Origin of the sequence: Buchnera aphidicola (Anoecia corni) (genome assembly GCF_964056675.1) — a bacterium.
Taxonomy (GTDB): domain Bacteria; phylum Pseudomonadota; class Gammaproteobacteria; order Enterobacterales; family Enterobacteriaceae; genus Buchnera_E; species Buchnera_E aphidicola_B.
Genome location: NZ_OZ060371.1, coordinates 495,667 through 520,291 on the forward strand (window position 1 = coordinate 495,667; position 24,625 = coordinate 520,291).

21 protein-coding genes and 3 tRNA genes are annotated in these 24,625 nt (G+C 22.5%); 8 read left to right on the plus strand and 16 right to left on the minus strand.

The features are described 5' to 3' along the window. Positions 1–7: 7 nt before the first annotated feature. From rpe to aroK, 3 genes are all read right to left on the minus strand, one after another. The gene (rpe, locus tag AB4W63_RS02165; protein WP_367680948.1) at positions 8–676 is read right to left on the minus strand and encodes a ribulose-phosphate 3-epimerase; all 669 of its coding nucleotides are present in this window, start codon (positions 674–676) and stop codon (positions 8–10) included. 137 nt (positions 677–813) lie between these two features. Continuing rightward, positions 814–1,899, minus strand: a complete 1,086-nt coding sequence (aroB, locus tag AB4W63_RS02170; RefSeq protein WP_367680949.1) for a 3-dehydroquinate synthase — start codon at positions 1,897–1,899, stop codon at positions 814–816. A gap of 83 nt (positions 1,900–1,982) precedes the next feature. Next, positions 1,983–2,507, minus strand: coding sequence for a shikimate kinase AroK (gene aroK / locus AB4W63_RS02175; RefSeq protein ID WP_367680950.1), 525 nt, complete (start codon positions 2,505–2,507; stop codon positions 1,983–1,985). Positions 2,508–3,064: 557 nt separating this feature from the next. Between aroK and AB4W63_RS02180 the strand changes: the two genes are divergently transcribed. Continuing rightward, a tRNA-Ser gene (locus tag AB4W63_RS02180) sits at positions 3,065–3,156 on the plus strand. Between the two features lie 90 nt (positions 3,157–3,246). On the opposite strand, the gene deoD is transcribed toward AB4W63_RS02180, so the two are convergent. The 5 genes from deoD to AB4W63_RS02205 form a co-directional block, all read right to left on the minus strand. Beyond that, positions 3,247–3,951 (minus strand): purine-nucleoside phosphorylase, encoded by a 705-nt coding sequence (gene deoD / locus AB4W63_RS02185; RefSeq protein ID WP_367680951.1) that lies wholly within the window; start codon positions 3,949–3,951, stop codon positions 3,247–3,249. A 51-nt stretch (positions 3,952–4,002) separates the two neighbouring features. Further along, entirely contained in the window at positions 4,003–5,238 is a 1,236-nt protein-coding gene (locus AB4W63_RS02190; RefSeq protein WP_367680952.1) for a phosphopentomutase, read from the minus strand. A 375-nt stretch (positions 5,239–5,613) separates the two neighbouring features. Further along, entirely contained in the window at positions 5,614–7,215 is a 1,602-nt protein-coding gene (locus tag AB4W63_RS02195; protein WP_367680953.1) for a peptide chain release factor 3, read from the minus strand. A 910-nt stretch (positions 7,216–8,125) separates the two neighbouring features. Continuing rightward, positions 8,126–8,701 (minus strand): NfuA family Fe-S biogenesis protein, encoded by a 576-nt coding sequence (locus AB4W63_RS02200; RefSeq protein ID WP_367681211.1) that lies wholly within the window; start codon positions 8,699–8,701, stop codon positions 8,126–8,128. Positions 8,702–9,334: 633 nt separating this feature from the next. Beyond that, the gene (locus AB4W63_RS02205) at positions 9,335–9,865 is read right to left on the minus strand and encodes a single-stranded DNA-binding protein (protein WP_367680954.1); all 531 of its coding nucleotides are present in this window, start codon (positions 9,863–9,865) and stop codon (positions 9,335–9,337) included. A gap of 352 nt (positions 9,866–10,217) precedes the next feature. On the opposite strand from AB4W63_RS02205, the gene dusA reads away from it, so the two are divergent. The 4 genes from dusA to hemW all read left to right on the plus strand — a co-directional run bounded on the left by dusA (position 10,218) and on the right by hemW (position 15,337). Next, complete coding sequence (gene dusA, locus AB4W63_RS02210; protein ID WP_367680955.1) at positions 10,218–11,201, plus strand: tRNA dihydrouridine(20/20a) synthase DusA; 984 nt, start codon at positions 10,218–10,220, stop codon at positions 11,199–11,201. 345 nt (positions 11,202–11,546) lie between these two features. After that, the gene (dnaB, locus tag AB4W63_RS02215; RefSeq protein ID WP_367680956.1) at positions 11,547–12,941 is read left to right on the plus strand and encodes a replicative DNA helicase; all 1,395 of its coding nucleotides are present in this window, start codon (positions 11,547–11,549) and stop codon (positions 12,939–12,941) included. Between the two features lie 638 nt (positions 12,942–13,579). Beyond that, positions 13,580–14,002, plus strand: coding sequence for a Holliday junction resolvase RuvX (ruvX, locus tag AB4W63_RS02220; RefSeq protein ID WP_367680957.1), 423 nt, complete (start codon positions 13,580–13,582; stop codon positions 14,000–14,002). 198 nt (positions 14,003–14,200) lie between these two features. Then, positions 14,201–15,337 (plus strand): radical SAM family heme chaperone HemW, encoded by a 1,137-nt coding sequence (gene hemW / locus AB4W63_RS02225; protein WP_367680958.1) that lies wholly within the window; start codon positions 14,201–14,203, stop codon positions 15,335–15,337. A gap of 99 nt (positions 15,338–15,436) precedes the next feature. Here hemW and trmB read toward each other — a convergent pair whose 3' ends face one another. Then, complete coding sequence (trmB, locus tag AB4W63_RS02230; protein WP_367680959.1) at positions 15,437–16,153, minus strand: tRNA (guanosine(46)-N7)-methyltransferase TrmB; 717 nt, start codon at positions 16,151–16,153, stop codon at positions 15,437–15,439. Between the two features lie 189 nt (positions 16,154–16,342). Between trmB and mutY the strand changes: the two genes are divergently transcribed. Beyond that, positions 16,343–17,377 (plus strand): A/G-specific adenine glycosylase, encoded by a 1,035-nt coding sequence (gene mutY / locus AB4W63_RS02235; protein ID WP_367680960.1) that lies wholly within the window; start codon positions 16,343–16,345, stop codon positions 17,375–17,377. A 25-nt stretch (positions 17,378–17,402) separates the two neighbouring features. Continuing rightward, positions 17,403–17,636, plus strand: coding sequence for an oxidative damage protection protein (locus AB4W63_RS02240; protein ID WP_367680961.1), 234 nt, complete (start codon positions 17,403–17,405; stop codon positions 17,634–17,636). Between the two features lie 103 nt (positions 17,637–17,739). On the opposite strand, the gene sbcB is transcribed toward AB4W63_RS02240, so the two are convergent. Further along, positions 17,740–19,173: an exodeoxyribonuclease I gene (sbcB, locus tag AB4W63_RS02245; RefSeq protein ID WP_367680962.1), complete on the minus strand. Its 1,434-nt coding sequence runs from the start codon at positions 19,171–19,173 to the stop codon at positions 17,740–17,742. A 424-nt stretch (positions 19,174–19,597) separates the two neighbouring features. After that, positions 19,598–19,670: transfer RNA gene (locus AB4W63_RS02250), tRNA-Asn, on the minus strand. A gap of 170 nt (positions 19,671–19,840) precedes the next feature. Between AB4W63_RS02250 and AB4W63_RS02255 the strand changes: the two genes are divergently transcribed. Beyond that, positions 19,841–19,913: transfer RNA gene (locus AB4W63_RS02255), tRNA-Ile, on the plus strand. A gap of 233 nt (positions 19,914–20,146) precedes the next feature. Here AB4W63_RS02255 and dut read toward each other — a convergent pair. The 5 genes from dut to rnr all read right to left on the minus strand — a co-directional run bounded on the left by dut (position 20,147) and on the right by rnr (position 24,449). After that, entirely contained in the window at positions 20,147–20,620 is a 474-nt protein-coding gene (gene dut / locus AB4W63_RS02260) for a dUTP diphosphatase (protein WP_367680963.1), read from the minus strand. Between the two features lie 144 nt (positions 20,621–20,764). Then, positions 20,765–21,214: a 50S ribosomal protein L9 gene (rplI, locus tag AB4W63_RS02265; protein WP_367680964.1), complete on the minus strand. Its 450-nt coding sequence runs from the start codon at positions 21,212–21,214 to the stop codon at positions 20,765–20,767. A gap of 32 nt (positions 21,215–21,246) precedes the next feature. Then, on the minus strand, positions 21,247–21,474 hold the full coding sequence (rpsR, locus tag AB4W63_RS02270) for a 30S ribosomal protein S18 (RefSeq protein ID WP_158342103.1): 228 nt from the start codon (positions 21,472–21,474) through the stop codon (positions 21,247–21,249). Between the two features lie 86 nt (positions 21,475–21,560). Further along, entirely contained in the window at positions 21,561–21,935 is a 375-nt protein-coding gene (gene rpsF / locus AB4W63_RS02275; protein ID WP_367680965.1) for a 30S ribosomal protein S6, read from the minus strand. Positions 21,936–22,238: 303 nt separating this feature from the next. Further along, complete coding sequence (gene rnr, locus AB4W63_RS02280; protein WP_367680966.1) at positions 22,239–24,449, minus strand: ribonuclease R; 2,211 nt, start codon at positions 24,447–24,449, stop codon at positions 22,239–22,241. Between the last annotated feature and the right edge of the window lie 176 nt (positions 24,450–24,625).

The following is a 24,625-nucleotide window of genomic DNA, read 5'->3' on the forward strand; positions in this document are numbered from 1 at the left end:
TTAATTATCAAATATTATTTGCTTGTTCACGTAATTTTTTTAATATAGAGAAATAATTTTTACTTTTAAATATTGTAGAACCAACAATAAAAACATCAGTACCTGCTTGTGAAATATCTGCAATATTTTTTAAATTCACACCGCCATCAATATGTAATAATATTTTTAATTTACTATTTGTAATTATCGACCGAACTTTTCTTATTTTACTCAATGTTGAAGATATAAACGATTGTCCTCCAAATCCTGGATTAACTCCCATTATTACAATATGATCGACTTTCTCTATAACATGCTCTAAACAACACAGAGAAGTTGCAGGATTAAAAACTAAACCAGTCTGACATCCATAATCTTTTATTATATTTAATGTTTTATCTATGTGATCACTGCATTCTGGATGAAAAAAAATTGAATCTGCTCCTGCTTTTAAAAAATCATAAATTAAATTTTCTAATGGTTTTGCCATTAAATGTACATCAATACGTGAAGTAATGTTAGATTTTCGTAAAGATTTTAAAACCATGGACCCAAAAGTCAAATTAGGAACATAATGGTTATCCATTACATCAAAATGGATTAAATCTGCTCCAGAAGACATTACTTCTCTAATTTCTTTTTCTAAATTTGAAAAATCTGCAGATAAAATTGATGGAGCTAATAATATTTTTTTCATATCTTTATTCCATATTTACAATGCCATCATAAAAAATAATTCTAATTAATTAAAATAATTTGTATGTTTTAAACATATTACACATAAATACATGTTTTTCATGTTTTTAAATATATTTTTATAAAAATTACAATTATTTACACCATAACACTTCTGATAGATTTTAAAATAATATCTGAATCTATATTTGAATAAATATCACACTTCCCTATTTTTTTAGGTAAAATTAATCTAAGAACACCTGAAATTACTTTTTTATCCCTTCGCATATGATTTAAATAAGATTGTGCAGAACTATTTTTAGAAATATTTATAGGTAAACCTATATTTTTTAATAAAGATATAATTCTCAATAATTCTTGTTCTTGAAGAATTCCTAATAAAAAAGAAGTATATGAAGATATTACAATACCTACTGAAACTGCTTGTCCATGAGACCAGAAACCATATCCTAACTCTGTTTCTATAGCATGCCCATAAGTATGTCCTAAATTTAAAAGTGCTCTTAAATTATTTTCTTTTTCATCATTAGATACTATTTTAGCTTTCAATTCACAACACTTTTTTATGCAATATAGAACTGATAATTTATCTAATTTTAACACCAAAGGAAAATTTTTTTCTAACCAAACAAAAAAATATTTATCAAAAATAATAGCATATTTTACTACTTCTGCCATCCCAGATTGTATTTCAAGAAAAGACAAACTACTTAAGAAATCTAAGTTTAAAATTACACTTTTAGGTTGCCAAAATGAACCTATCATATTTTTTCCAAGAATATGATTTACCCCTGTTTTTCCTCCTATAGAAGAATCAATCTGGGACAAAAAAGTAGTAGGTAACTGAATATATCTAATTCCCCTTAAATATATAGATGCTACAAAACCTACAATATCTCCTATTACTCCACCTCCCAATGCAATTAGAATACTATTCCTAGAATATTTATTTTTTAACATAATACTGATAATAAATTCTACCGTTTTTAGTTGTTTAAACTGTTCTCCATCGTCAAGAATGATTTCATCTATATGATTATGCACTGTACTTAAATAGGTAATAACATTATTTTTCCATAATTTAGATATACGTTTATTGGTAACTAACATTACTTTATTTCTTTTTTTTATACAAAAAAAAGATTTATCTATTTTTTCTAATTTAGATCCTATAATTATAGGATAACTACGATTCCCTAAATTTACTCGCAAAATGTCCATAAAATTATTCCCTACGCATGCGTAATAAAATATATGTATATACAGTATTTTTTCGATGATGTACTATTAATAATAGAAAATACTTAAACTAAATTATCTATATATCTAATTATTTCTAACACTAATGTTTTAATTCCTTTATCTTCTGTATATATTACTATATCTTCAATTTCTTCATACAGAGGATTTCGAATATTTTCTAGTTTTTTAAAAATTGATTCGTTTGAATTTTTAATATTTAACAAAGGCCTATTTTTATCTCTCAATGTTCTAATAATTTGTTTTTCAATAGATGTTTTTAAATAAACTACTATACCTCTAGCAGATAATTTATTTCTAACTTTTTTAGATAAAATAGATCCACCTCCAGTAGCTAAAACTATACCTTGTTTTTTTACTAGAGTATTAATAACTTTTTCTTCTCTAATTCTAAATTTTTCTTCTCCTTCCACATCGAATACCCAGCTAATATTTGCTCCAGTACTTTTTTCAATTTCATTATCTGAATCATAAAAATCCATATTTAATCGTCGTGCTAATTGTTTTCCAATGGTACTTTTACCTGCTCCCATAGGTCCAATCAAAAATATATTACGTTTTTCTGCCATATTTTACTATTTTAAACTTAATCATTTTGTTGTGTTATATAAAATCCAGTGTAAATATACTGGTGAGAATAAAGTTAAAAACTATATAATGCACTAAAATTACTATTTTTAATAAAAAATTTATCTTGTTTTATTTTTTTTAATATTAATATTGTTTATTAGTTAAATTCACTATAAATACCTAATTGATTCTAATAAATCATAAAATCATGTAATTAACTAGTTTAAAACTCTTTAATATTCGTAACAATATGTTTTTATACCACAAAAATTTACTATTTATTTCGTCTAGTAGATTTAGAATTATTAAATAAACTATTTATATTCTAGAATGTTAAAAATGTCTATATAATCTATACAAATCTATTTATATTCTAGTTATAAAAATAAAATATTTATTTTTATAAAACAGATAAGAACACTTAATTTTTATTTCACTTATATGCTATATATGTTACTTATTATATATATATACGAATTGTTGCATATTTTTATAAAAAATAATATATACTTATTGCATTAAATAAGGTACATTTAAAATATAAAATTAAAAAAAAGGTGAGATGTCCGAGAGGATTAAGGAGTACGCCTGGAAAGCGTATATACGTCATTTAACGTATCAAGGGTTCGAATCCCTTTCTCACCGCCAGAAAATAAATAAGTATTTCACCTAATATTATTAATAATCATTTTTTTAATTACTAAAATTCAATAGAAGTTATATATTAATATTTTTAACCTACACGATGGAATTCAATGCTATTTCTATCATTTTATTACAACTTTTTTCTCTATCTTTTACACTTAACTTATTATGCGTTATTAAATGATCTGTTACAGTACAAATAGAAACCGCTTTTGCATTAAGTTCTGCTGCAATACTATAAATTCCAGATGTTTCCATTTCTACCGCAAGAATATTATACTGTACTAACATTTTTAATAATTCACTGGTATTAGAATAAAAAGAATCTGTTGTAAAAAAGTTTCCTACCTTAACAGCAGTATTTATTTTTTTAGCACTCAATACTAATGCAGACAACGTGTCATAGTCAGCTATTGCTGAAAAATCATGATTTCCAAAACGTAATCTATTAATTCTAGAATCAGTGCACGCTCCCATTCCAATAACAACATCATTTAAATCAACAGAATTTAATACAGCTCCACAAGTACCAACGCGAATTATTTTTTTTACCCCAAATTCTGAAATTAGTTCTCTTACATATATAACAGAAGAAGGAATTCCCATTCCATGGCTCATCACAGATACTCTCTTATTTTTGAAAAATCCAGTAAACCCTAACATAGATCGTACAGTATTTACTTGTATTGAATTTTTTAAATAATTCTCAGCAATATACTTTGCTCTTAAAGGATCTCCAGGCATAATAACAACTTCAGCAAAATCGCCTTTTTGAGCATCAATATGGGGTGTAGACATAAATTTTCTCCTAAAAATTATACATTTTTTTATAACGATATATAAATAAAATTAAAGCATATTTTTTCCATAATTCATTCTAGTAGTCCCAAAATAAGAAGCTATAGTTTGAGCTATATCTGAAAAAGTTTTTCTAAAACCTAAATATCTAGGAGTAATACTTACATTATATATTAGTATAGGTATATTTTCTCTAGTATGATCAGTCCCAGACCATGTAGGATCACAACCATGATCAGATGTTATAATTAATAAGTCATCCTTTTGTAATAACTTAAGTATTTCAGGTAATCTAGAATCGAATAATTCTAATCCTGAAGCATAACCAGAAACGTCTCTTCTATGACCCCAAGAAGAATCGAAATCAACAAAATTCACAAAAATCATAGAATGTCTTTGATTACGTTCTCGAACTTCTTTTAAAGTACAATTAAATAAGTCATCTATTCCAGTAGCTTTTATTTTTTTTGAAATTCCAACATTAGCATATATATCTGAAATTTTTCCTATAGAAACAACACTTCCATTTTTTTCTTTAATAATTTTTTCCATTATAGTAACAGATGTAGGTTTAACTGAAAAATCACGTCGGTTTCCTGTTCTATGAAAATCGTTTTTATTCTTTCCAAGAAAAGGTCGAGTTATTACTCTAGCAATATTATAGTTTTCTTCATCTAGTATTTTTCGTATATTTTGTCCTAATTTATTTAAATTATTTAGTCCAAATATTTTTTCATGACATGCTATTTGAAATACAGAATCTGCTGAAGTATAAAATATAGGATATTTAGTTTGTATATGTTTTTCTCCTAACACACTTAAAATATCCGTTCCAGAAGCCCTGCAATTTCCTAAACAACCGTGTAAAAAACACTTATCTATAATTTTTTTTAATAACTTTTGAGGAAAACTATTTTTATATTCAATGAAATAATCCCAATTAAAGAGAACAGGTGCACCTGCTATTTCCCAATGTCCGGAAGAAGTATCTTTACCAGAAGATATTTCTTCTGCATAACCATAACTTCCTATTAAATCTAATAAACCATTATTCTCTAATCCTATTACTGGTTTTTTTCTTGATTTTTCAGCTGCTTTTACTATACCTAATTGAACTAGATTAGGAATTTTTAACAGTCCTTTTCTTAACTTACTATTTGCTAACCCTCTAAAACAGTACTCAGCAATATGACCGAAAGTGTCTGATCCATTATCTTTGAATTTATATGAATCTTTTGTAGATCCAATTCCAAAAGAATCAAGTACTATTAAAATTACTCGTTTCATATAAATATAACTCCAAATATATACATATATTATTGTAATGAATTTACATCTACTCTTCTTTATAAAAAACTACTACACTTTATACATAAAACATATAAACTATACAAACTACTTTAATATGTCTTAAAACAACAAATTTTCGGTTTTTAATTCATTTTAATTATAAAATTTAAATAATTTAATTAAACTATAATTTTACTTATATACAACATAGATTATTATTAGTTTAAATAATAAAAATTTTTTATTTGTAAAAAAAATTAGAAAATATAAATAAGTATTTAAAATTCGAATCAATTATTTTTATAAAAAAACATTTTTTTATTTTATAAATAATATGTATATCTTTATTAAAACAAATAATATTTTTTAACATCAAAAATTTATTGTACTAGAAAAAGATATATGTTCCTTATTCAGATCAGATGTAATCTTTAAATTTGCTGCATTAGTAGCTATATAGACTAAATTTTTTTTAAAATCAAAAGCTAAATGTTGAGAGTACTTATTAATGAAATCTTTTAATTTCTTTTTAGATTTACATTTAATCCATCTAATAACAGCTATATTGACATCATTATACGCTATATCAACTTTATACTCTATTCTCAGACGATCAAGTACTACTTCAAATTGCAACGAACCTATAGCACCTAAAAATATAGTATTACTATCCATTTTTCTAAAAACTTGTATAGTACCTTCTTCAGATAACTCAATTAATCCTTTAACTAATTGTTTTTTTTTTAAAGGATTTTTTAACAATACTTTTTTAAAAATTTCTGGAGCAAATAATGGAATTTCTATAAAACTAAAATTTTCCCCTTCAGTAAAAGTATCTCCTATATTTATAGTACCATGATTATGTATTCCAATAACGTCCCCTGGATAAGCAGAATTAACTATTCGCCTTTCTCCTGCTATAAAATACACAGCATCTGATAAGACAAATATCTTTCCTGTACGAATATTTTTTAACTTCATACCTTTATGAAAAATTCCAGACACGATTCTCAAAAAAGCAATTCGATCACGATGCCTTAAATCCATATTTGCTTGAATTTTAAAAACAAAACCTGTTACAAAAGATTCTTTTGGATTAACTATTCGAAGATTAGTTTTTCTAGAACTAGGACTAGGGGCATACTTTACAACATAATCTAACATATAATCAATTCCAAAATTTCCTAAAGCTGTACCGAAAAATACGGGGGTAGATATAGATTTAAGAAATTCTGCAGAATTATGCTTATCATATACGTTTTCTATTAGTTGTAATTCTTCATATATTTCTTCAGCATAATTTTTTTCATATATTTTTTTTAAAGAAAACAAATTAAAAATTTTAATAGAATCACTTAAATTATTTTGACTTTGTTCACTTTTTTTTTTTTTTAAATATGTATGTATTTTTTTATTTTTTAAATTATAAATTCCATAAAAACTAGTTCCGGAACCTATAGGCCAATTTATAGGAATACATTTTATATTTAAATCTGATTCGATTTCGTCTAATAAAGATATGTAATTTTTACAATATCTATCTAATTTATTGATAAATGTTATAATCGGAGTTTTTTTTAGTCTCGTAACTTCTATTAACTTTCTTGTTCTTTCTTCCACTCCTTTGGCAGCATCTATTATCATAATACAAAAATCTACTGCAGTTAAAATACGGTATGTATCTTCAGAAAAATCTTCGTGTCCAGGAGTGTCTAAAAGATTTATTATGCAATCTTTATAAGAAAATTGCATAACTGATGTAGTAACAGAAATGCCTCTTCTTTTTTCTATTTCCATCCAATCAGATCTTGCATATTTACTACTTCCTTTCGCTTTTACTGTTCCAGCCATATGTATAACTTTTCCTAAAAACAACATCTTTTCTGTAACAGTAGTTTTACCTGCATCTGGATGTGAGATAATAGCAAATGTTCGTCGCGTTTTCACTCTATGTTCATAGTTAATAGTAAACATTCATTAATCCATACATATTTCATATCAAATAAATTTAATCCTTTTTTGTTAAAACATGACTTGCAAAGAATGTTAAATTAACCATCCGATTAATTCGAATTTATATAGTACGCTTTGCCTGTACTATTATAAATAGACTATTTTAAAATTGAGTTTTATTATACGTAAAGTATATTATGAACTACAATAAAACATTGTAGAACTAATACTATTTAAATAATAAATATTTTTATTTATATATTTAATATTTAAATTAAAAACATTGTATTAAAAATAATAGAAAATCTAACTTTATAAGTCTCAAATTACTTGTATGAGTATATGTTTATATAATATTTTTATTTAAATAATTTACACTATTTTATTTTAGTTCGTATTATAATAAATACATATATATTCAACGTTATAATTGTTACATATTTCAATATTATATTAATTAACTAGTACGCTATATTTTTATTTAAAATTTAAAAGAAATGATATATAAAATTTAATAAATTAAAAAAATATATGTTAATGTAATAAAAAAACCAATATATATGGTCTATTTAAATTATCTTAAACACTAATTGCATATATATGTATTAGATAAAAAAGAAAATTAATAAAACTGTTAATTTTTAATTCGTTACTATATATATATAATAACTATGTATTTATATTTCATTAATTTTAAACTTATATCTTGAATAAAATTATTACTAAAAATAATAACTTTTTTAAAGTTATATATATATTACTTGTACAAAGTATTTTTAATAAAAGATATTATTACTAATTACATTAACTATACTATAGATAATATAATTCTTTATATATATATGTATGTATAGTATAATACTAATTCATATTTTATTTATAAAATAAACAATGTTTAATTAAATTTTATTTTCAGTCGAAAAAATATTTTTTATATGTATGAATGAGATCCATATTTATGATTTGTAATATCTATTACTCCATTTAATTCTGGATTTTTTTGTAATAATAACTTTTCAATGTTATCTTTTAGTGTTGTGCTAATCATGGAACAACCGTTGCATCCTCCACTAAACTTCAAAACAGCTATGTTTTTTTCAGTAATTTTTACTAAAGTAACTAATCCATTATGTAAAGACAAATTAGGATTTATTTCCTTATCTAACATTAATTTTACTTGTTCGAATAATGTTAATTCAGTTAATTTTTTTCTTCCTTTAGCAAACGGAGCTCTAAAAGTAATTTGACTATTACAATTATCTTTTATTAGATCAATTTCAGCATTTTTTAAATAAGAAAATATACTTTTTCGTACATAGACATTAAAGTTCATAAAATTTAAAACAATATCTTTTTTAGAAACTTCATCTAATTCACAATATGAAATACCACATTCCGCATTTTGTGTTCCTGGACTAATTATAAAAATACGAATGTGTGTGTTTTTTTTTTTTTTTGATAATAAACTAACAAAGTATGATTGTGCTTCTTTTGAAATATGCATTATATATAAAATAAGTAATTACTATGTAAAATAAAGAATACTACTTTACTTTAAAGTAAACAAGAAAAATTATTTTCATGTTTCTTTTTTGTAAAATAAATAGTATTTTAAAAAAATACTATTTTATCTTTTTTTTACATAGTAAAAATTATTAAATGAAAAACATTCCTATTAGAAACATAAACTTTTCCTCCACGTATAAAGTTATAAATATATTCGAAATAAACATATAAATTAAAAAAGTCTATTTACATTATAATTTAAATAAATAAATTCTAAACTATTAAAATAATATACTATTATATTCAATTTATCTCAAGATTTTTTTTGTTTTTTTTTTTTAATTTAATTAAATATTTTATAGATTTAATAAATTTAATTGTTTGTGTTTTTTATTAAATAAATTAAAAAAAAATATTTTATATATATCTATTATTTTTAATTATTCTAAAGCATTTTCATTTAATAAATAAAACAAATTTTATTAAATATATTAAATATATATTTAACTGTAAACTCAAATCTAATTTAATAATATTTAAAATAATAAATATTAATAACTAAAAACATATCTAGTGTAATAAACACTATTAATGCTCTATCATTAATAGATCCTTTTTGCAATTAAGAGATTATTTAAAACGGAATATCATCATCAAAATCTACTATAGATTCATCATTTTCTAAACTTTTAGAATTTATGTATTTTGCCGATTTATTTACTGCTGAATGTTTTTCAATTGTATTTTCTTTATTTGGTTTACTATTTTTTTTAGCAAAAGTAGCATTAGAAACGTTAGGAGAAGTAGAAGATGAATGTCTATTTCCTAGCATTTGCATAGTACCACCTATATTCACAACAATTTCAGTAGTATACCTATCTATTCCACTTTTATCTTTCCATTTTCTAGTTTGCAATGAACCTTCTATATAAACTTGAGATCCTTTTTTTAAATACTCCCCAGCAACTTCTGCTAATTTTCCAAATAAAACAACTCTATGCCATTCTGTTTTTTCTCTCATTTCTAACGTATTTTTATCTTTCCAAGTTTCTGAAGTAGCTAATGTTAGATTCGCAACTGCGCCTCCATTAGACATATATCTAATGTCAGGATCCTGACCTAAATTACCAATAATAATAACTTTATTAACACCTCTACTAGCCATAACTGAAACCTTATTAGTTTATATAAATTTATATTAGTAGAAAACCATTCACTTCTATAACTATAATTCTATGTAAATTTTGTTTATTATACTATTAACAATTTAACAATAATTAAATTTAATATATATTCGTATTATTTCTATAAATTTAGATCATTTATTTAAATATTATTCCTAATAAAACTTTTATTTAGTTAAATATACAGTCTAAATTATTTATTTTATAAACTGTTTATTATAATAAATATCTAATTAAAATTTAGAAAATATATTTAGTTAAATGACATTTATATATATATTTTTGATATATTACTATATTATTATAGTACGAACACATACTATAATTGATAATATGAATCCAAATTTTATTTTTCATAATCAGAATAGATTTTGCGTTGCACCAATGTTAAGTTATACTGATGAATTTTGTAACTATTTTCATCGAAAACTTACTAAAAAATCTATTTTATATACTGAAATGATGACTACAAAATATATTTTAAACAAAAAAAACATTTTAAAAAAAAAACTGTGCAATCCAATTGCCATCCAAATCGCCGGAAGTAATATAGTAGAACTAGTTAAATGCGCGAAAATATCGTACAATCAAGGTTATCATGAAATTAATTTAAACATAGGATGTCCTTCTAAAAGTGCTAAAGCTGGTATGTTTGGCGTTTTTTTAATGCAACACAGCACTCTAGTAATTCAAATAGTAAAAGCAATAAATAATTCTATTCCAACTCCTATAAGTATAAAAACTAGAATTGGAATAAATCATAAAGATAATTATAGTTTTTTAAGCGACTTTATACATAAAATATCTACAAATACTCTTTGTAAAACATTTATTATACATGCTAGAAACGCTTTTACAAATATATATAGCCCAAAAAAAAATAGATCTCTTCCTACTTTAAAATACAATATTGTATATAGAATAAAACAAGAATTTCCTCATTTAAACATAGTCATTAACGGAGGAATAACTACAATTAAGGAATCAATATCTCATTTAAAAAAAGTAGACGGAGTTATGCTTGGACAAGAAGTATATAAAAATCCAAGTTTATTAAGAAAAGTAGATGAAAAAATTTTCAAGTATCCTAAAAAACAAAAATTAAACAATGTTCAACTACTATATAGCATGTTTCCATATATAAACAAACAAATAACTAACGGTATTCCAATATATAAAATAACTCGACATATGCTTGGACTTTTTAAAGGAGAAAAAGGATATAAGCAATGGAAAAAATATCTTATGCAAGAATCTTATAAAAAAAATGCTAACATTAATGTATTAGAAAAAGCTATGAAATTTATTCATATATAATTAAATTATATTAAAAAAAGTACAAATATATAAAACATTCCATAAATAATTATATTTTTAATTTCTTATACATGTACTTTTTTAAATTTAAATACGTTGAAAATTTATCTTTTAAAAAAATTATTTTTATACATTTTAATAAAACTTTATTTTATATTTTTTATAGCAATATAGAATAAAGTTTTAACATTAACATTTTTATTTTTTATAAGTAAATTTATAACAAAATGACATTTAATTCAATTAAAAATCAACTAAACTCTATATTTTTTAAATTATGATTGAATTTTAAACTAAAATTTATATTACTCAGTTTTTATCTATATTTTGGTAAATATATAAAATATGAAAAGTAATAAATTATTTCACCAAAAAATTAATACTTTTTCTAAAGATTTACAAGTTCTACCTCATTCATTAGAAGCTGAACAATCTCTTTTAGGAGGTCTAATGCTTGATAATGACTATTGGGATAGTATTTCAGATCGCATAGTAGCTGACGATTTTTTTACACAGTCTCATAAATTAATTTTTAAAGAAATGAAATATCTTCTACAATCAGGACATCCTATTGACTTAATTACTTTATCTGAGTCACTAGAACAAAAAGGAAAACTAGAAATTATAGGAAGGTTTTCTTATCTGGCTGAATTGTCAAAAAATACTCCCAGTACTTCTAATATTACTGCTTATGCAGATATAATTAAAGAAAGATCTATTTTCCGAGAAATTATTCTAACAGCCAATAAAATTATTGAAAAAAGCTATAATCCTAAAGGAAAAACTAGTGAAGAATTACTAGATTATGCTGAATCTAGCGTTTTTAAAATTTCCGAAAAAAAAATGAAAAAAAACTCTGGTCCTAAAAATGTTGAAGATATTCTAAATTCTACTATCTCTACTATCGAGAAAATGTATCAAACTCCTTATAATGGAGTTACTGGAATTAATACTGGATATAAAGATTTAAATAAAAAAACATCTGGACTCCAAACATCAGACTTAATAATAATAGCTGCTCGTCCATCCATGGGAAAAACAACATTTGCTATGAATTTATGCGAAAACGTGGCTATGATTTATGACAAACCCGTATTAATTTTTAGTTTAGAAATGTCAGGAGAACAAATTATGATGCGAATGCTAGCATCTTTATCTAGAGTAGATCAAACACAAATACGTACAGGACAACTAGATGATGAAGATTGGTCCAGACTGTCAGGTACTATTAATATTCTTTTAAAAAAGAAAAATATGTTTATAGATGATTCAACAGGATTAACACCGACAGAAATAAGATCTAGAGCCAGAAGAATATATCGAGAAAACAAAGGATTAAGCTTAATAATGGTTGATTATCTTCAATTAATGCGTGTTCCTTCTTTTGGCGAAAACAGAAATTTAGAAATAGCAGAAATATCTAGAACACTTAAATCTTTAGCTAAAGAATTAAAAGTTCCTATTATAGCTTTATCTCAACTAAATAGATCACTAGAACAAAGATCAGATAAGCGACCTGTAAATTCAGATCTACGTGAATCTGGTTCTTTAGAACAAGATGCTGACCTAATAATGTTCATCTATAGAGATGAAATATACCATGAAAATAGTGAACTTAAAGGGATAGCAGAAGTAATTATAGGAAAACAAAGAAATGGTCCAATAGGAACTATAAAGTTAACTTTTAATGGACATTGGTCTCGATTTGATAACTATTCTAATAGAAAACATAAAAGTTGAAGATTATATAATAATAAAAAATCCACATAAATATTAAATATATTTCTTTATATAAAAATACAGTATAAATTTTTTTATATAAAAAAATAAAATTTTTTTTGAATATAGATAAATTATCTTAAACATATATTATGTTTTTTTATAAAAAAATTGTGTACAACATAATATTCATGTAATACTACAAAAATTAACAATTTTTTATACAAAATATAGGTTTTTAAAAAATTAATTGTAATTTGTATTTATTTATGTATATAAATATGTCCTTATATTTTTTACATTCTTGTTAGAATAACACGATAACTGTTATTAATTAAAGTCAAATTCGTAAAAATACTTCTTTAAAAGATAGAATAAAATTCTGTTTATTGAAAATAAAATTTAAACCAAACTATTTACATAAATAACTTACAATTAACAGAAAAAAAAACATGAACAATGTATTTTGTTTATATCACGTTAATAAAATTAAACTAGTTAAAAACACGTTTAATTATTTTTATTATCTATTTACTGATAAAAAACAAATTAATTAGCCAAATTTAGCTTATTATTATTTATATTGTATACACAAAATTTAATATAACTATTTTTAGTTATTACACAAATACCAAAACATTCTACTATTTAATAAAAAAATGATAACATTGGCTTTCGACTTTGGAACAAAAAAAATAGGAGTTGCTATTGGACAAACAATAACCAATACAGCAACTATATTAAACCCAATTCAAGCAAAAAATGGCGTTCCAGAACAAAAATCTTTAAATAAAATTTTTAAAGAATGGAATCCAAAATGTGTAATAGTTGGATTACCATTAAACTTAAATGGAAAAAAACAAAAGATTACTTATAAAACCATTAAATTTGCTCAATATATACGCAAAATGTTTTCAATAAATACTGAATTATATGACGAACGATTCACTACAGTAGAAGCTAAATTACAATTAATACATAAATATAAAAAAAAAAAATTAATAAAAAAAATAGATTCTTTGTCTGCTGTAATAATATTAGAAAGTTGGTTTCATAAAAGATCAATTGCTAAAAATAAATAAAATATAATTTTTATTATAAATATTTTTTTTATTTATAATTTTAAATACTAATCAAAATAATTTTATAAAACTTAAATCCAATAATTCTTTTTGTATATAAAATAAAAATTCATTTAAAATGGTATCCAAATCAATACTTAATTTTTGTATAATAAGTTTTATTAACATTTACTTATTGAAAATTCTAATATATCAATTATGAAAAAATTACCTAATTTAAGTCTATATATTCATATTCCATGGTGTTTAAAAAAATGCTATTATTGTGACTTTAATTCTTATCAAATAAAAACAAAAATCCCTCAAGAAAAATACATTGAAAATTTATTAAACGATTTAGACAGAGATTTGTTAATTACAAACAATAGAACAATCAAATCTATCTTTATCGGAGGCGGAACACCTAGTTTGTTCAATCCAGAAATAATAGAATACCTTATATATAAGGTAAAAAAAAAAGTAAAAGTATCAAAAACCGCAGAAATTACTATTGAATCTAATCCTAATACAGTAGAATTAGAAAAAATAAACCAATTTATAAAAATTGGAATCAATCGATTTTCTATTGGAATTCAAACCTTTAATACTAATATACTAAAATCTTTAGGTAGAGAATATAGTCAATCTCAAGTAAAAAACTTTTTATATCAAATATCTAATATCCAAAATATCAACTTTAATATTGATATTATGCATAGCTTACCAGGACAATCTTATGAAAATGCTATATACGATATAAAAAAAACAATACTTATAAATCCATCTCACATTTCATGGTATGAATTAACAATAGAACCAAATACCATTTTTTTTTATAAAAAACCTAAAAATATTCCTAATGAAATCACTAATTTAAAAATATTTAAAAAAGGAAAAAAATTGCTAGAAAGAGCTGGATATATTCAATATGAAATATCTTCTTTTGCAAAACCAGGTTTTCAATGTATGCACAACAAAAACTACTGGAATTTTAATGATTATATAGGTATAGGATGTGGTGCTCATGGAAAAATAACTCAAAGTAATAGAGATATTATTAGAACCATAAAAAATAGAAATATTTCTATATTTATGAAAGGATTATATTTACAGAAAAAATATAAAATTAAAGAAAAAGATTTACCTATAGAATATTTTATTAATAAATTTAGATTGTTAAAACCTATTAAAAAAATTTGTTTTTTTTTAAAAACTAATGTTCCTTGTCTAAAAATCAAAAATAAAATAAAAATAGCTATCAACCAAGGATATTTGTTAGAAACTCCGTTCTATTGGACACTAACTAAAAAAGGAACATATTTTATGAATAATTTACTAGAAATATTTTTAAATTAAATAAAATTAAATAAATCAATAAATAATTTTCTATTTAATAATTTCTTCTTAATTAAAAGATAAAATCATAATTACACGTCCTTACTACTAATGTATTTTTTATAATTTTTTGCATAAAATATAAAAATTAATTTTTCCTAATAACTTACTTTTTCTTTCAAATACAGTAGTTGGACAAAAAAAAAGTTTCTTATTAAGATTATATTTCATTGTTATATTTAAACAACTTTTAACACTACTTAATATTTTAATAACATTGTCTGAATAATCTTTACAATCCGTAGAAATACATAAATTACCTCCTCTTTTTAATTTTTTAAATAATAAAATAATAAATTGTTTATTTAGCAATCTTCTCTTTTTATGCTTATTCTTTGGCCAAGGATCAGGAAAGAAAATTTGAATTCTTTTAATAGACGAATCTTGTATCATATTTTTAAAAACTTCTGTAGCATCATAATATATTATGCGCAAATTTTTTAACCCTAAAAAATAACTAGCACGTGCACATTGTAATATTCCCGGAAAATACACTTCTATACCTAAATAATTATTGTTTTTCTCTCGTTTTGCTGTTTCAACTAAAGACATACCTGTTCCAAACCCTATTTCTATTACTAAAGGATTTGAATTAATAAAAAAATCATTTAAATTAAAAGAAAATTTCGTATACATTATTCCGATTAAAGACCAATATTTTTCAATTTCTTTTTTATGATGTTCTTTTATTTTTCTTCGTCTACACACAAAACTATTGATTTTTTTTAAACATTTATCGTTTGTAACTTTATGTGTAAACAAAAAACTATTATCCATATTTATTTTCCTATTTATTTTTAGATAAAATTATTTATAATAAAGTATTAATAGTACATTTATATATCTATTAAATAAAAGAATGTTTCTTTACACACAATCAAACTAAAAAATAAATTAGATTTTATTTAATACATTTTTTTTAATTATTTTATTTACTATAATTTTTAATTACAAGTTAAAATCACAATGAATGTTTCACAAATAATTTTAAACTGGTTTCATATTTACGGAAGAAAAAATTTACCATGGCAAAAGAATAAAACAACATATTCTATTTGGATATCAGAAATTATGCTACAGCAAACTCAAGTAAAAACTGTTATTCCATATTTTACAAAATTTTTAAAAAAATATCCTACAATTCATAGCATTGCTACATCTTCAGAAAATGCTATTTTGCACAAATGGAGCGGATTAGGATATTATAAAAGAGCAAAAAACATTTATAAAACATCTAAAATAATTTCTAGTCAATATAACGGGAAATTTCCCGATATTTTTAATCATGTTATAAAACTTCCAGGAATAGGAAGAACGACTGCAGGAGCAATATTATCTATTAGCTATAACTATTTTTTTCCTATATTAGACAGTAATGTAAAAAGAATTTTGATACGATTATATGGAATAAAATTTAATGTATACAATAAAAAAATAGATGATTTTCTATGGAAAAAAATTCAATCTATATTACCATTACATAATGCTGGAAAATTTAATCAAGCACTAATGGACTTAGGATCTTTAATTTGTCATCCAAAAAATCCAAATTGTAAAATTTGTCCTATTAATCATACATGTACGTTTTTTAAAAAAAAATTTTTTCAAACGTGCTCTATTAGAAATAAAATTTTACAATTAAAAAATTATTGGTGTATTATCATTAATTACAAAGAATATATTTATTTAAAAAAATATAAAAAAGACTCATTTTGGAAAGACTTGTTTAGCTTTCCACTATTTACTAAAAGAAATTATTTAATTAACTGGATAAAAGAAAAAAACATAATTCCTGTGAAAATAAAACAATTACAATCTATTACGCTATATATTACTCAATATAAATTTACAATTAACCCTATATTCTTAATTATAAAAACAAATAAACATGTTAAATCTGAAAAAGATACGATTTGGTTCAACGTATTAAATAACCAAAAAGTTGGAATTCCAAGTTTAGTTCTAAAAATTTTGCACAAATATTCTTATTTAATGTTGTAAACAACCTACAGTATATAAAACAAATATGAAACGTATAGTATTCTGCAATTTTTATAAAAAAAATTTAGAAGGAATGGATAAAATTCCATATCCTGGAAAATTAGGAAAAAAAATTTATAAACAAATTTCTAAAAAAGCATGGTTAAAATGGATAGATTATCAAACTATAATAATTAATGAAAAACAACTAAATATGTTTGATCCTCAAGATCAAAAAAAAATTGTAAAATTTATGAATATCTTTTTATTTAAAAAATAATGTACTCAACATTGTTATTTCTAAAAAAAATTATCTACATTTAAACAAAACTATTAAAGATTATCAAACAAACGTTAAAATTTTACTTATATATTTAATATGTCTACTTTATAAAAAACAAATTTAAACGATGTTCTATATAAATTTTTTTTGCATACAACAACATATTTTTTAACAAATTTATTTTTTTTATATCATAGCTGTATTTTTTGAGTAAATATTTTACTCTAACAATATATTCATAAAGTTTTTTTTGATTAATAATTGAACTGCAATAATAAATCCATTTTTCTTTTTCTTTTCTATTTAAAAGATAAAAATAATTTCGAGCACGATATCTATAAAATACTTTATTCATTCTATTATCTTTAAATTTCAATACGTTCCAATTTTTTTTAGGTAATACATGAACTCTTTCTAAAATAAGTTTATCACTGTTACTTAAAAAAGAACGATACATTAATAAATCAACATTTTTTTCATCTTTATTAATCTGAAAAGAACACTTACTCAAGAATAAAAGAGCTGCTTCTTTTAAAAGAAAATAATTTTTTTTAATCCATTTTCTATTATTTAAAATTGTTTTTTTATTTAAATTTAATCTAAAAAAATCATTTTTTTGTAAAATTGTTATTGGAGCTATAATTTCGCATCTATTCATATATAAGTAACTAAATCCAAATGAAAAAAAATATTCTACATTATTATTTTTTATTAAACTAAATCTATTTTTTATAAAATTTTTTTCTACGTCTTCTCCTCCTACATTTATATATATTAGTAAATTTTTATTATTCGGATCTATTACTATAGGAAAAAAACAAATACAATAATATTGTTTAAATCCAAAAAAAGAAGATGTATAAATAAACAACTTACTTCTACTTTTTTTTATAACATCTAATAAACCGTTTTTTTTTCTTATTTTGAAAAAAAAATTTAACATTTTTGGATATTTATATTTTACTAATTTTAACAAACTAATTGTTGCATAAACATCAGATAGTGCATCATGAGAACGATAATGATTTATACCATTTACTTTAGCTAAATCTTCTAATTTAAAACTAATCGAACCATCTTTTTTCTTAGGCCAACTTATTTCATTTGGACGAAAAACATAACAAGCTCTAATTATTTTAATTACGTCTAATCTTGAGTTACCATTTTTCCATTGCCAACTATATATATCTAACAAATTTCTATAAAAAATATTTCTGGTAAATTCATCATCAAATTTAACATTATTAAAACCAACAATACAAGACCTTGTTTTATTTAAAATACTATAAATTTTTTTTGAAAATAAAGATTCATTAAATCCATGTTTAATAGTATATTCAGGAGTAATACCAGTGATTAATATTGATTTTGGATCAGGAAGATAATCTTTCGGAGGGTAACAATAAAATACTGAAGGATCTTCTATTGTTTTAAAATTTAAATTAGTACGAACAGATGCAAATTGAGCTGGTTTATCTAATGCTGGATTTAATCCAAAAGTTTCATAATCATAAAAAAGAAAAGTATCAATCATACTATATATTTATATATATATACCTTTTATTAATTTTAATACATTTATAACTAATTATTTTTTTATATATATAAACATATAATTTTATATATAAAATATTCTTTTTAAGAAATAATTTATTTAATTAACTATATAAACAGAACAATTTTTTTATTTAACACTTTTTTTAATGATACTAGATTATATCTAGTATACTTTATACTAATAAAATGGATATTTTTTATAGTATAAAATTAATTCGTTTAATCTTTAAATACAATTTAAAATGTTATGTTCCATATACTATATAAAATTTTTTTAAACAATTTTGACTATAAAATAGTCTGGTATTTAACAAATATAAAAATAATATTATTGTTTATTTAACAGAAAAATTATAAAATTTTATAAAAACATTACTATTACTTAATAGTAAATAGTATTTCTCCCCCGACTGGGCTCGAACCAGTGACATGCGGATTAACAGTCCGCTGTTCTACCAACTGAACTACAGAGGAATTATATATATAATATCAATAAAAATAAAAGTTGTCAAAACTATAAATTTTTTTTTCGTATCTATATAAAAATAATTAATTCTAACAGATAAATTGGAAATTTTTCACTTTATATAAAGAAATTTATATAGATAAATTCTTATTATATATGGTATAATAAAAAATATTTCGGCCCCTTAGCTCAGTGGTAAGAGCAAGCGACTCATAATCGCTTGGTCGCTGGTTCAAATCCAGCAGGGGTCAAAAATGTGAATTCTATAAATATATGCACTATATAAATATATATTTACTAAAAATTAATTCTTTATTTCAAACACTACCATAGTATATTTATATCTATGATTATATTTATATAATTAAACTATAGACAGTAACATTGATTAAATTTTATATATAAAAATTCGTATTCTTATTTTTTAAGTAAAAAATATTTTTAGATTTCAATTTTTATTTTTTTTATTTATCAAAAATAATATTTATACTATTCCAGTGTGTCCAAATCCGTTTATATTTCTATGTGTGTTTTTTTTAAATGTTTGTACTATTTCAAATATTGGTTTTAAAATAGGAACAAATATAATTTGAGCAATACGCATTCCAGGAAAAATTAGAATTTTTTTATTAGTTCTATTTAAAACTGAAATCATAAGTTCGCCTTGATAATCTGAATCTATTAAACCTACTGTATTTCCTAGAATAATTCCTTTTTTATGTCCTAATCCAGATCTAGGAACAATAATTCCAGTAATACTTGGATCAGATATATAAATAGCTATTCCAGTGGAAACTAAAATACTTTTCATTGGAACCAAATCCATATTTTTATTAATGCATGCTACCAAATCTAAACCTGAAGACCCATCAGTGGCATACTTTGGAATAGAAAATTTTGTTCCTATTTTAGGATCTAAAACTTTGTACTGTATTATATAATTTTGTTTATTTTTCATTTTTTTAACTACAGTTCAACTTTATAATTTTGTTCTAAAAAAAAATTTGCAAATTTAATTGTTTTGTAAACATAAATTATACCTAAAATGTATTTATAATTTACAATAATTGTATACAACTAAATAAATAGTTATGTTTTTACATTAACATGGGATAATTTCTACTAAAAAATCTGTTTTTACTTTTTTATGTGGTTGAAAAACTATAGTGTGTACACCTATATAATGTAAATTACCACTATTAAACATTAATTCTTTTTTATTTACTTCCATTCCTAACAATTTTATTGCGGAGACTACTTCTGAAGGACCCACAGAACCAAATAACTTTCCTTTACTTCCAGCTTGAGAATAAACAACAACTGTACCTAATGATTTTAGTTTATTTATCTTATCTTTAGCATTTAAAATTTTTTCAAGTGATTTTTTTTCTAATTCTCGTTTATTTAACTCATGTTTTTTAATATTTTCTTTGCTAGCAAAAATAGCTTTACCTTTAGGTATTAAAAAATTACGAGCATAACCTGATTTGACTTCTACAACTTGTCCTGCATTTCCTATATTTTTCATTTTTTCTAAAAGAATTAGTCTCATAATTTCTCTTCTTTTTCTAAAAAAAATACATATTATTTATGTAAATCTGTATATGGTAAAAGAGCAAGATATCTAGCTTTTTTAATAGATTGAGCTAACCTACGTTGATATCTTGCTTTAGTTCCAGTAATTCTACTAGGAACTATCTTTCCACTTTCTGTTATATAGTTTTTTAGCATATTTATATCTTTATAATCTATTTCTAAAGTTTTATCTGCAGTAAATCTGCAAAATTTTCTTCTTCTAAAATACCTTACCATATTGATTTCCTGAGCAATTTTAATTAACAAACTCTACAAAACATATTCTATTAGTTAATACTATAATAAATAGTTATAGTTACATTTTATGATGCAAACGATCTATTAGTTACTGAAGATAATTTTTTATCTTGTTGTTCTTTTGAAACATTCATCATAATAGAAGGAGTAACGTTATTTTTTATAGTGCACATAATTAAGTGCCGTATAACAAAATTGTCAAATTGTATTTTTTTTCTAACATCATTAATATAATTTGAATTTAATTCAATATTCATTAATATATAATGAGCTTTTTGCAATTTTTTTATAGGATAAGCTAATTGTCTTCTACCCCAATCTTCAGTTCTATGAATTTTACCTTGCTTTTCTACAATAAACTTATCGTAATTACTTATAAAGTTTTTTACTTTATCACTTTTATCCGGATGTATCATTATAACTATCTCATAGTATTTCATTAAAAACCTCGTCTATCATTTAACTTTGTTTACTCATACTATATGTTTATAAAAACAATAAAAGTACTTAATACTACACAACTCTTTTCAATATATATTATATAAGTAAAAAACTCAATATATATAAATTTATTTAATCAAGGATTAAACTGTAACAATGATTTTTTTCTTTAAAACTTAATTTATATGTATTTATTTTATCATTTGTCAAATTACATATTGGAAAATACAATTTTCTAAACTAAATACCAATAAACTTATCTTGTTTTAAATAAAATAGTTAATTACTATTAAATAATATAATCACAAATTTATAAAAAATTTGGACGCTTTTGAAAATTTTTTTTTTGATAAAAACAAGAATTCGATTTTTCTAGATTCAGTAGAAACAGTATGTATTTTAACTATTACTTTATCTCCTAAAGAAAAAAACAAATCTGAAGATTTTCCAACTAACTTTTGTTTCTGATGATCATATAAATACTTATCATTGCTTAAAGTAGATACATGCACTAAACCATCAATTAAAAACCTAGATAATCTTACAAAAAATCCAAACTCAACAACATGAAAAATTGTTCCTTCAAATTCTTCTCCTAATTTTTTCTTTACAAAATCACATTTTAACCATTCTATAGAGTCTCTTACCGCACATTCAGCTCTTCTTTCAGCAAAAGAACAATGATGAGCTATTTTCTTCATCTTATCTTTAAAAAATAAAACATTTTTGTTTGAAAGGTATCTTGTTTTATCTATTCTTTTTAAAATATGATCTTTTAAAACCCTATGTACTAATAAGTCTGGATAACGTCTTATCGGAGAAGTAAAATGTGTATAACAACGTAAGGACAATGCAAAATGACCTTTGTTATTTACATTATAAACAGCTGACTTCATAGAACGCAATAATAATTCTTGAACAATTTCATAATGAGAGTGAGTGAATAATTGTTTTAATATAGCTGAATAATCCATAGCACAAGGCGAAATATTTTTATTTAAACAAAAACCTAAATGATATAACATTTCTTGACAATTCTTAACACTTTTTTCGTCAGGAGGTTCATGATTTCTAAACGGTATAAAGGATTCGTTTTTTATTAAAAATTGAGCTGTTACTAAATTAGCTAAAACCATACATAATTCAATTAATTCATGAGAATTATATATATTCTTTTTATAAATATCTTTTATTTTTAAAGAAGATGACAGTTTTATCTTATACTCTTGTTTTTTAAAAGAAATTTTATTTTGTAATACTGGAGAAGATTTTAAAACTAAATATAATTGATATAAACAGTGTAAATCTTTTAATAAATTATTGTATTTAATACATACTAATTTTTTGTTCTGCCAGATATTATAAAGTTCTGTATAAGTAAGACGAGCATGAGAATTTATAATTGCTTGATAATGTTTGTAATTTAAAATCTCTCCTTTTACTGATAACACTATTTCACAAACTAAAGTTAATCTATCTTTTTTAGGAATTAACGAACACAAATTATCGGATATTTTTTTTGGAAACATTGAAACAGAATAAGAAGGAAAATAAACAGATGTACTACGATTTTTAGCTTCTTTGTCTAATAATGAGTTAGGTTTTACATAATAACTGACGTCTGAAATAGCAATCCATACATTCCAAGTACCGTTTGGATTAATTCTACAACATATAGCATCGTCAAAATCAAAAGCTTCTTCGTCATCTATTGTTACTAAAGGTAAACTTCTTAAATCTACATAATTATTAACTATATCATCAGGAAAATCTTCATCTAATTTAATTACTTCTCGTTGAACATCTTTAGAAAATTTTTTTGGAATAAAATAATTATGCAGTGCTATTTGCGCTGCTAATACTGCATTCATCGTTTTTCCAAGTAATTTATATACTATTCCTGTAGCAATCTTAGTTTTTGTAGCTCTTTTAATAAGTTTTACTATCACTATAAAACCTGATTTAATAAATTTATTTTTGTTTTTATCAACTATTAATATTTGAAAATTAAATCTCAAATCATAAGGAAAAACTAAAAATTTATCATTACGTTTAAAACATTTCCCAATTATAAATAATGAATTCACGGTATTTACTTTAATAACTATAGCTTCATATCTTTTTTTATCCGACATTTTAAAAACATATGCAGAAATTGAATCTCCATGTATACAATTTTTCATTTGTCTTTTAGATAACCAACAACTTTCTTTTAGATATGCATTATTAAAAAAACCATAACCATTGCGATGACCTTCTACTGTTCCTTTAAGTATGTTTTTTTTATTTATCAAAATATATGTTGATTTTCTAATTAATAATAACTCTTTTCTTTTTCCCATTTCACCTAAAGTATTCTTTAACTTTTTCTTTTCTTCTAAACTAACTATTTTAAATACTTTTTCTATTTGTTCTATAGTAATAATACTTTTATTATTCTTCTTCATCCAAGAAAGAAGTAAATTTTTTAAAAATACAATTGACCTATTTTTTTTGTAGACACTGACTACCATAACTATTAGCTCCTACATTTAATTCATATACATTTAATTATAAAAACATTCTTTAATATATTTTATTTTTAAAATAAAGTTAATATTTTTTATGTAAGATTAGACTAAAAAATATGTTATTGATAATTTATTTAATTAATAAAAACTTAAAAAATTAAGAATGAATTTATTGTTTT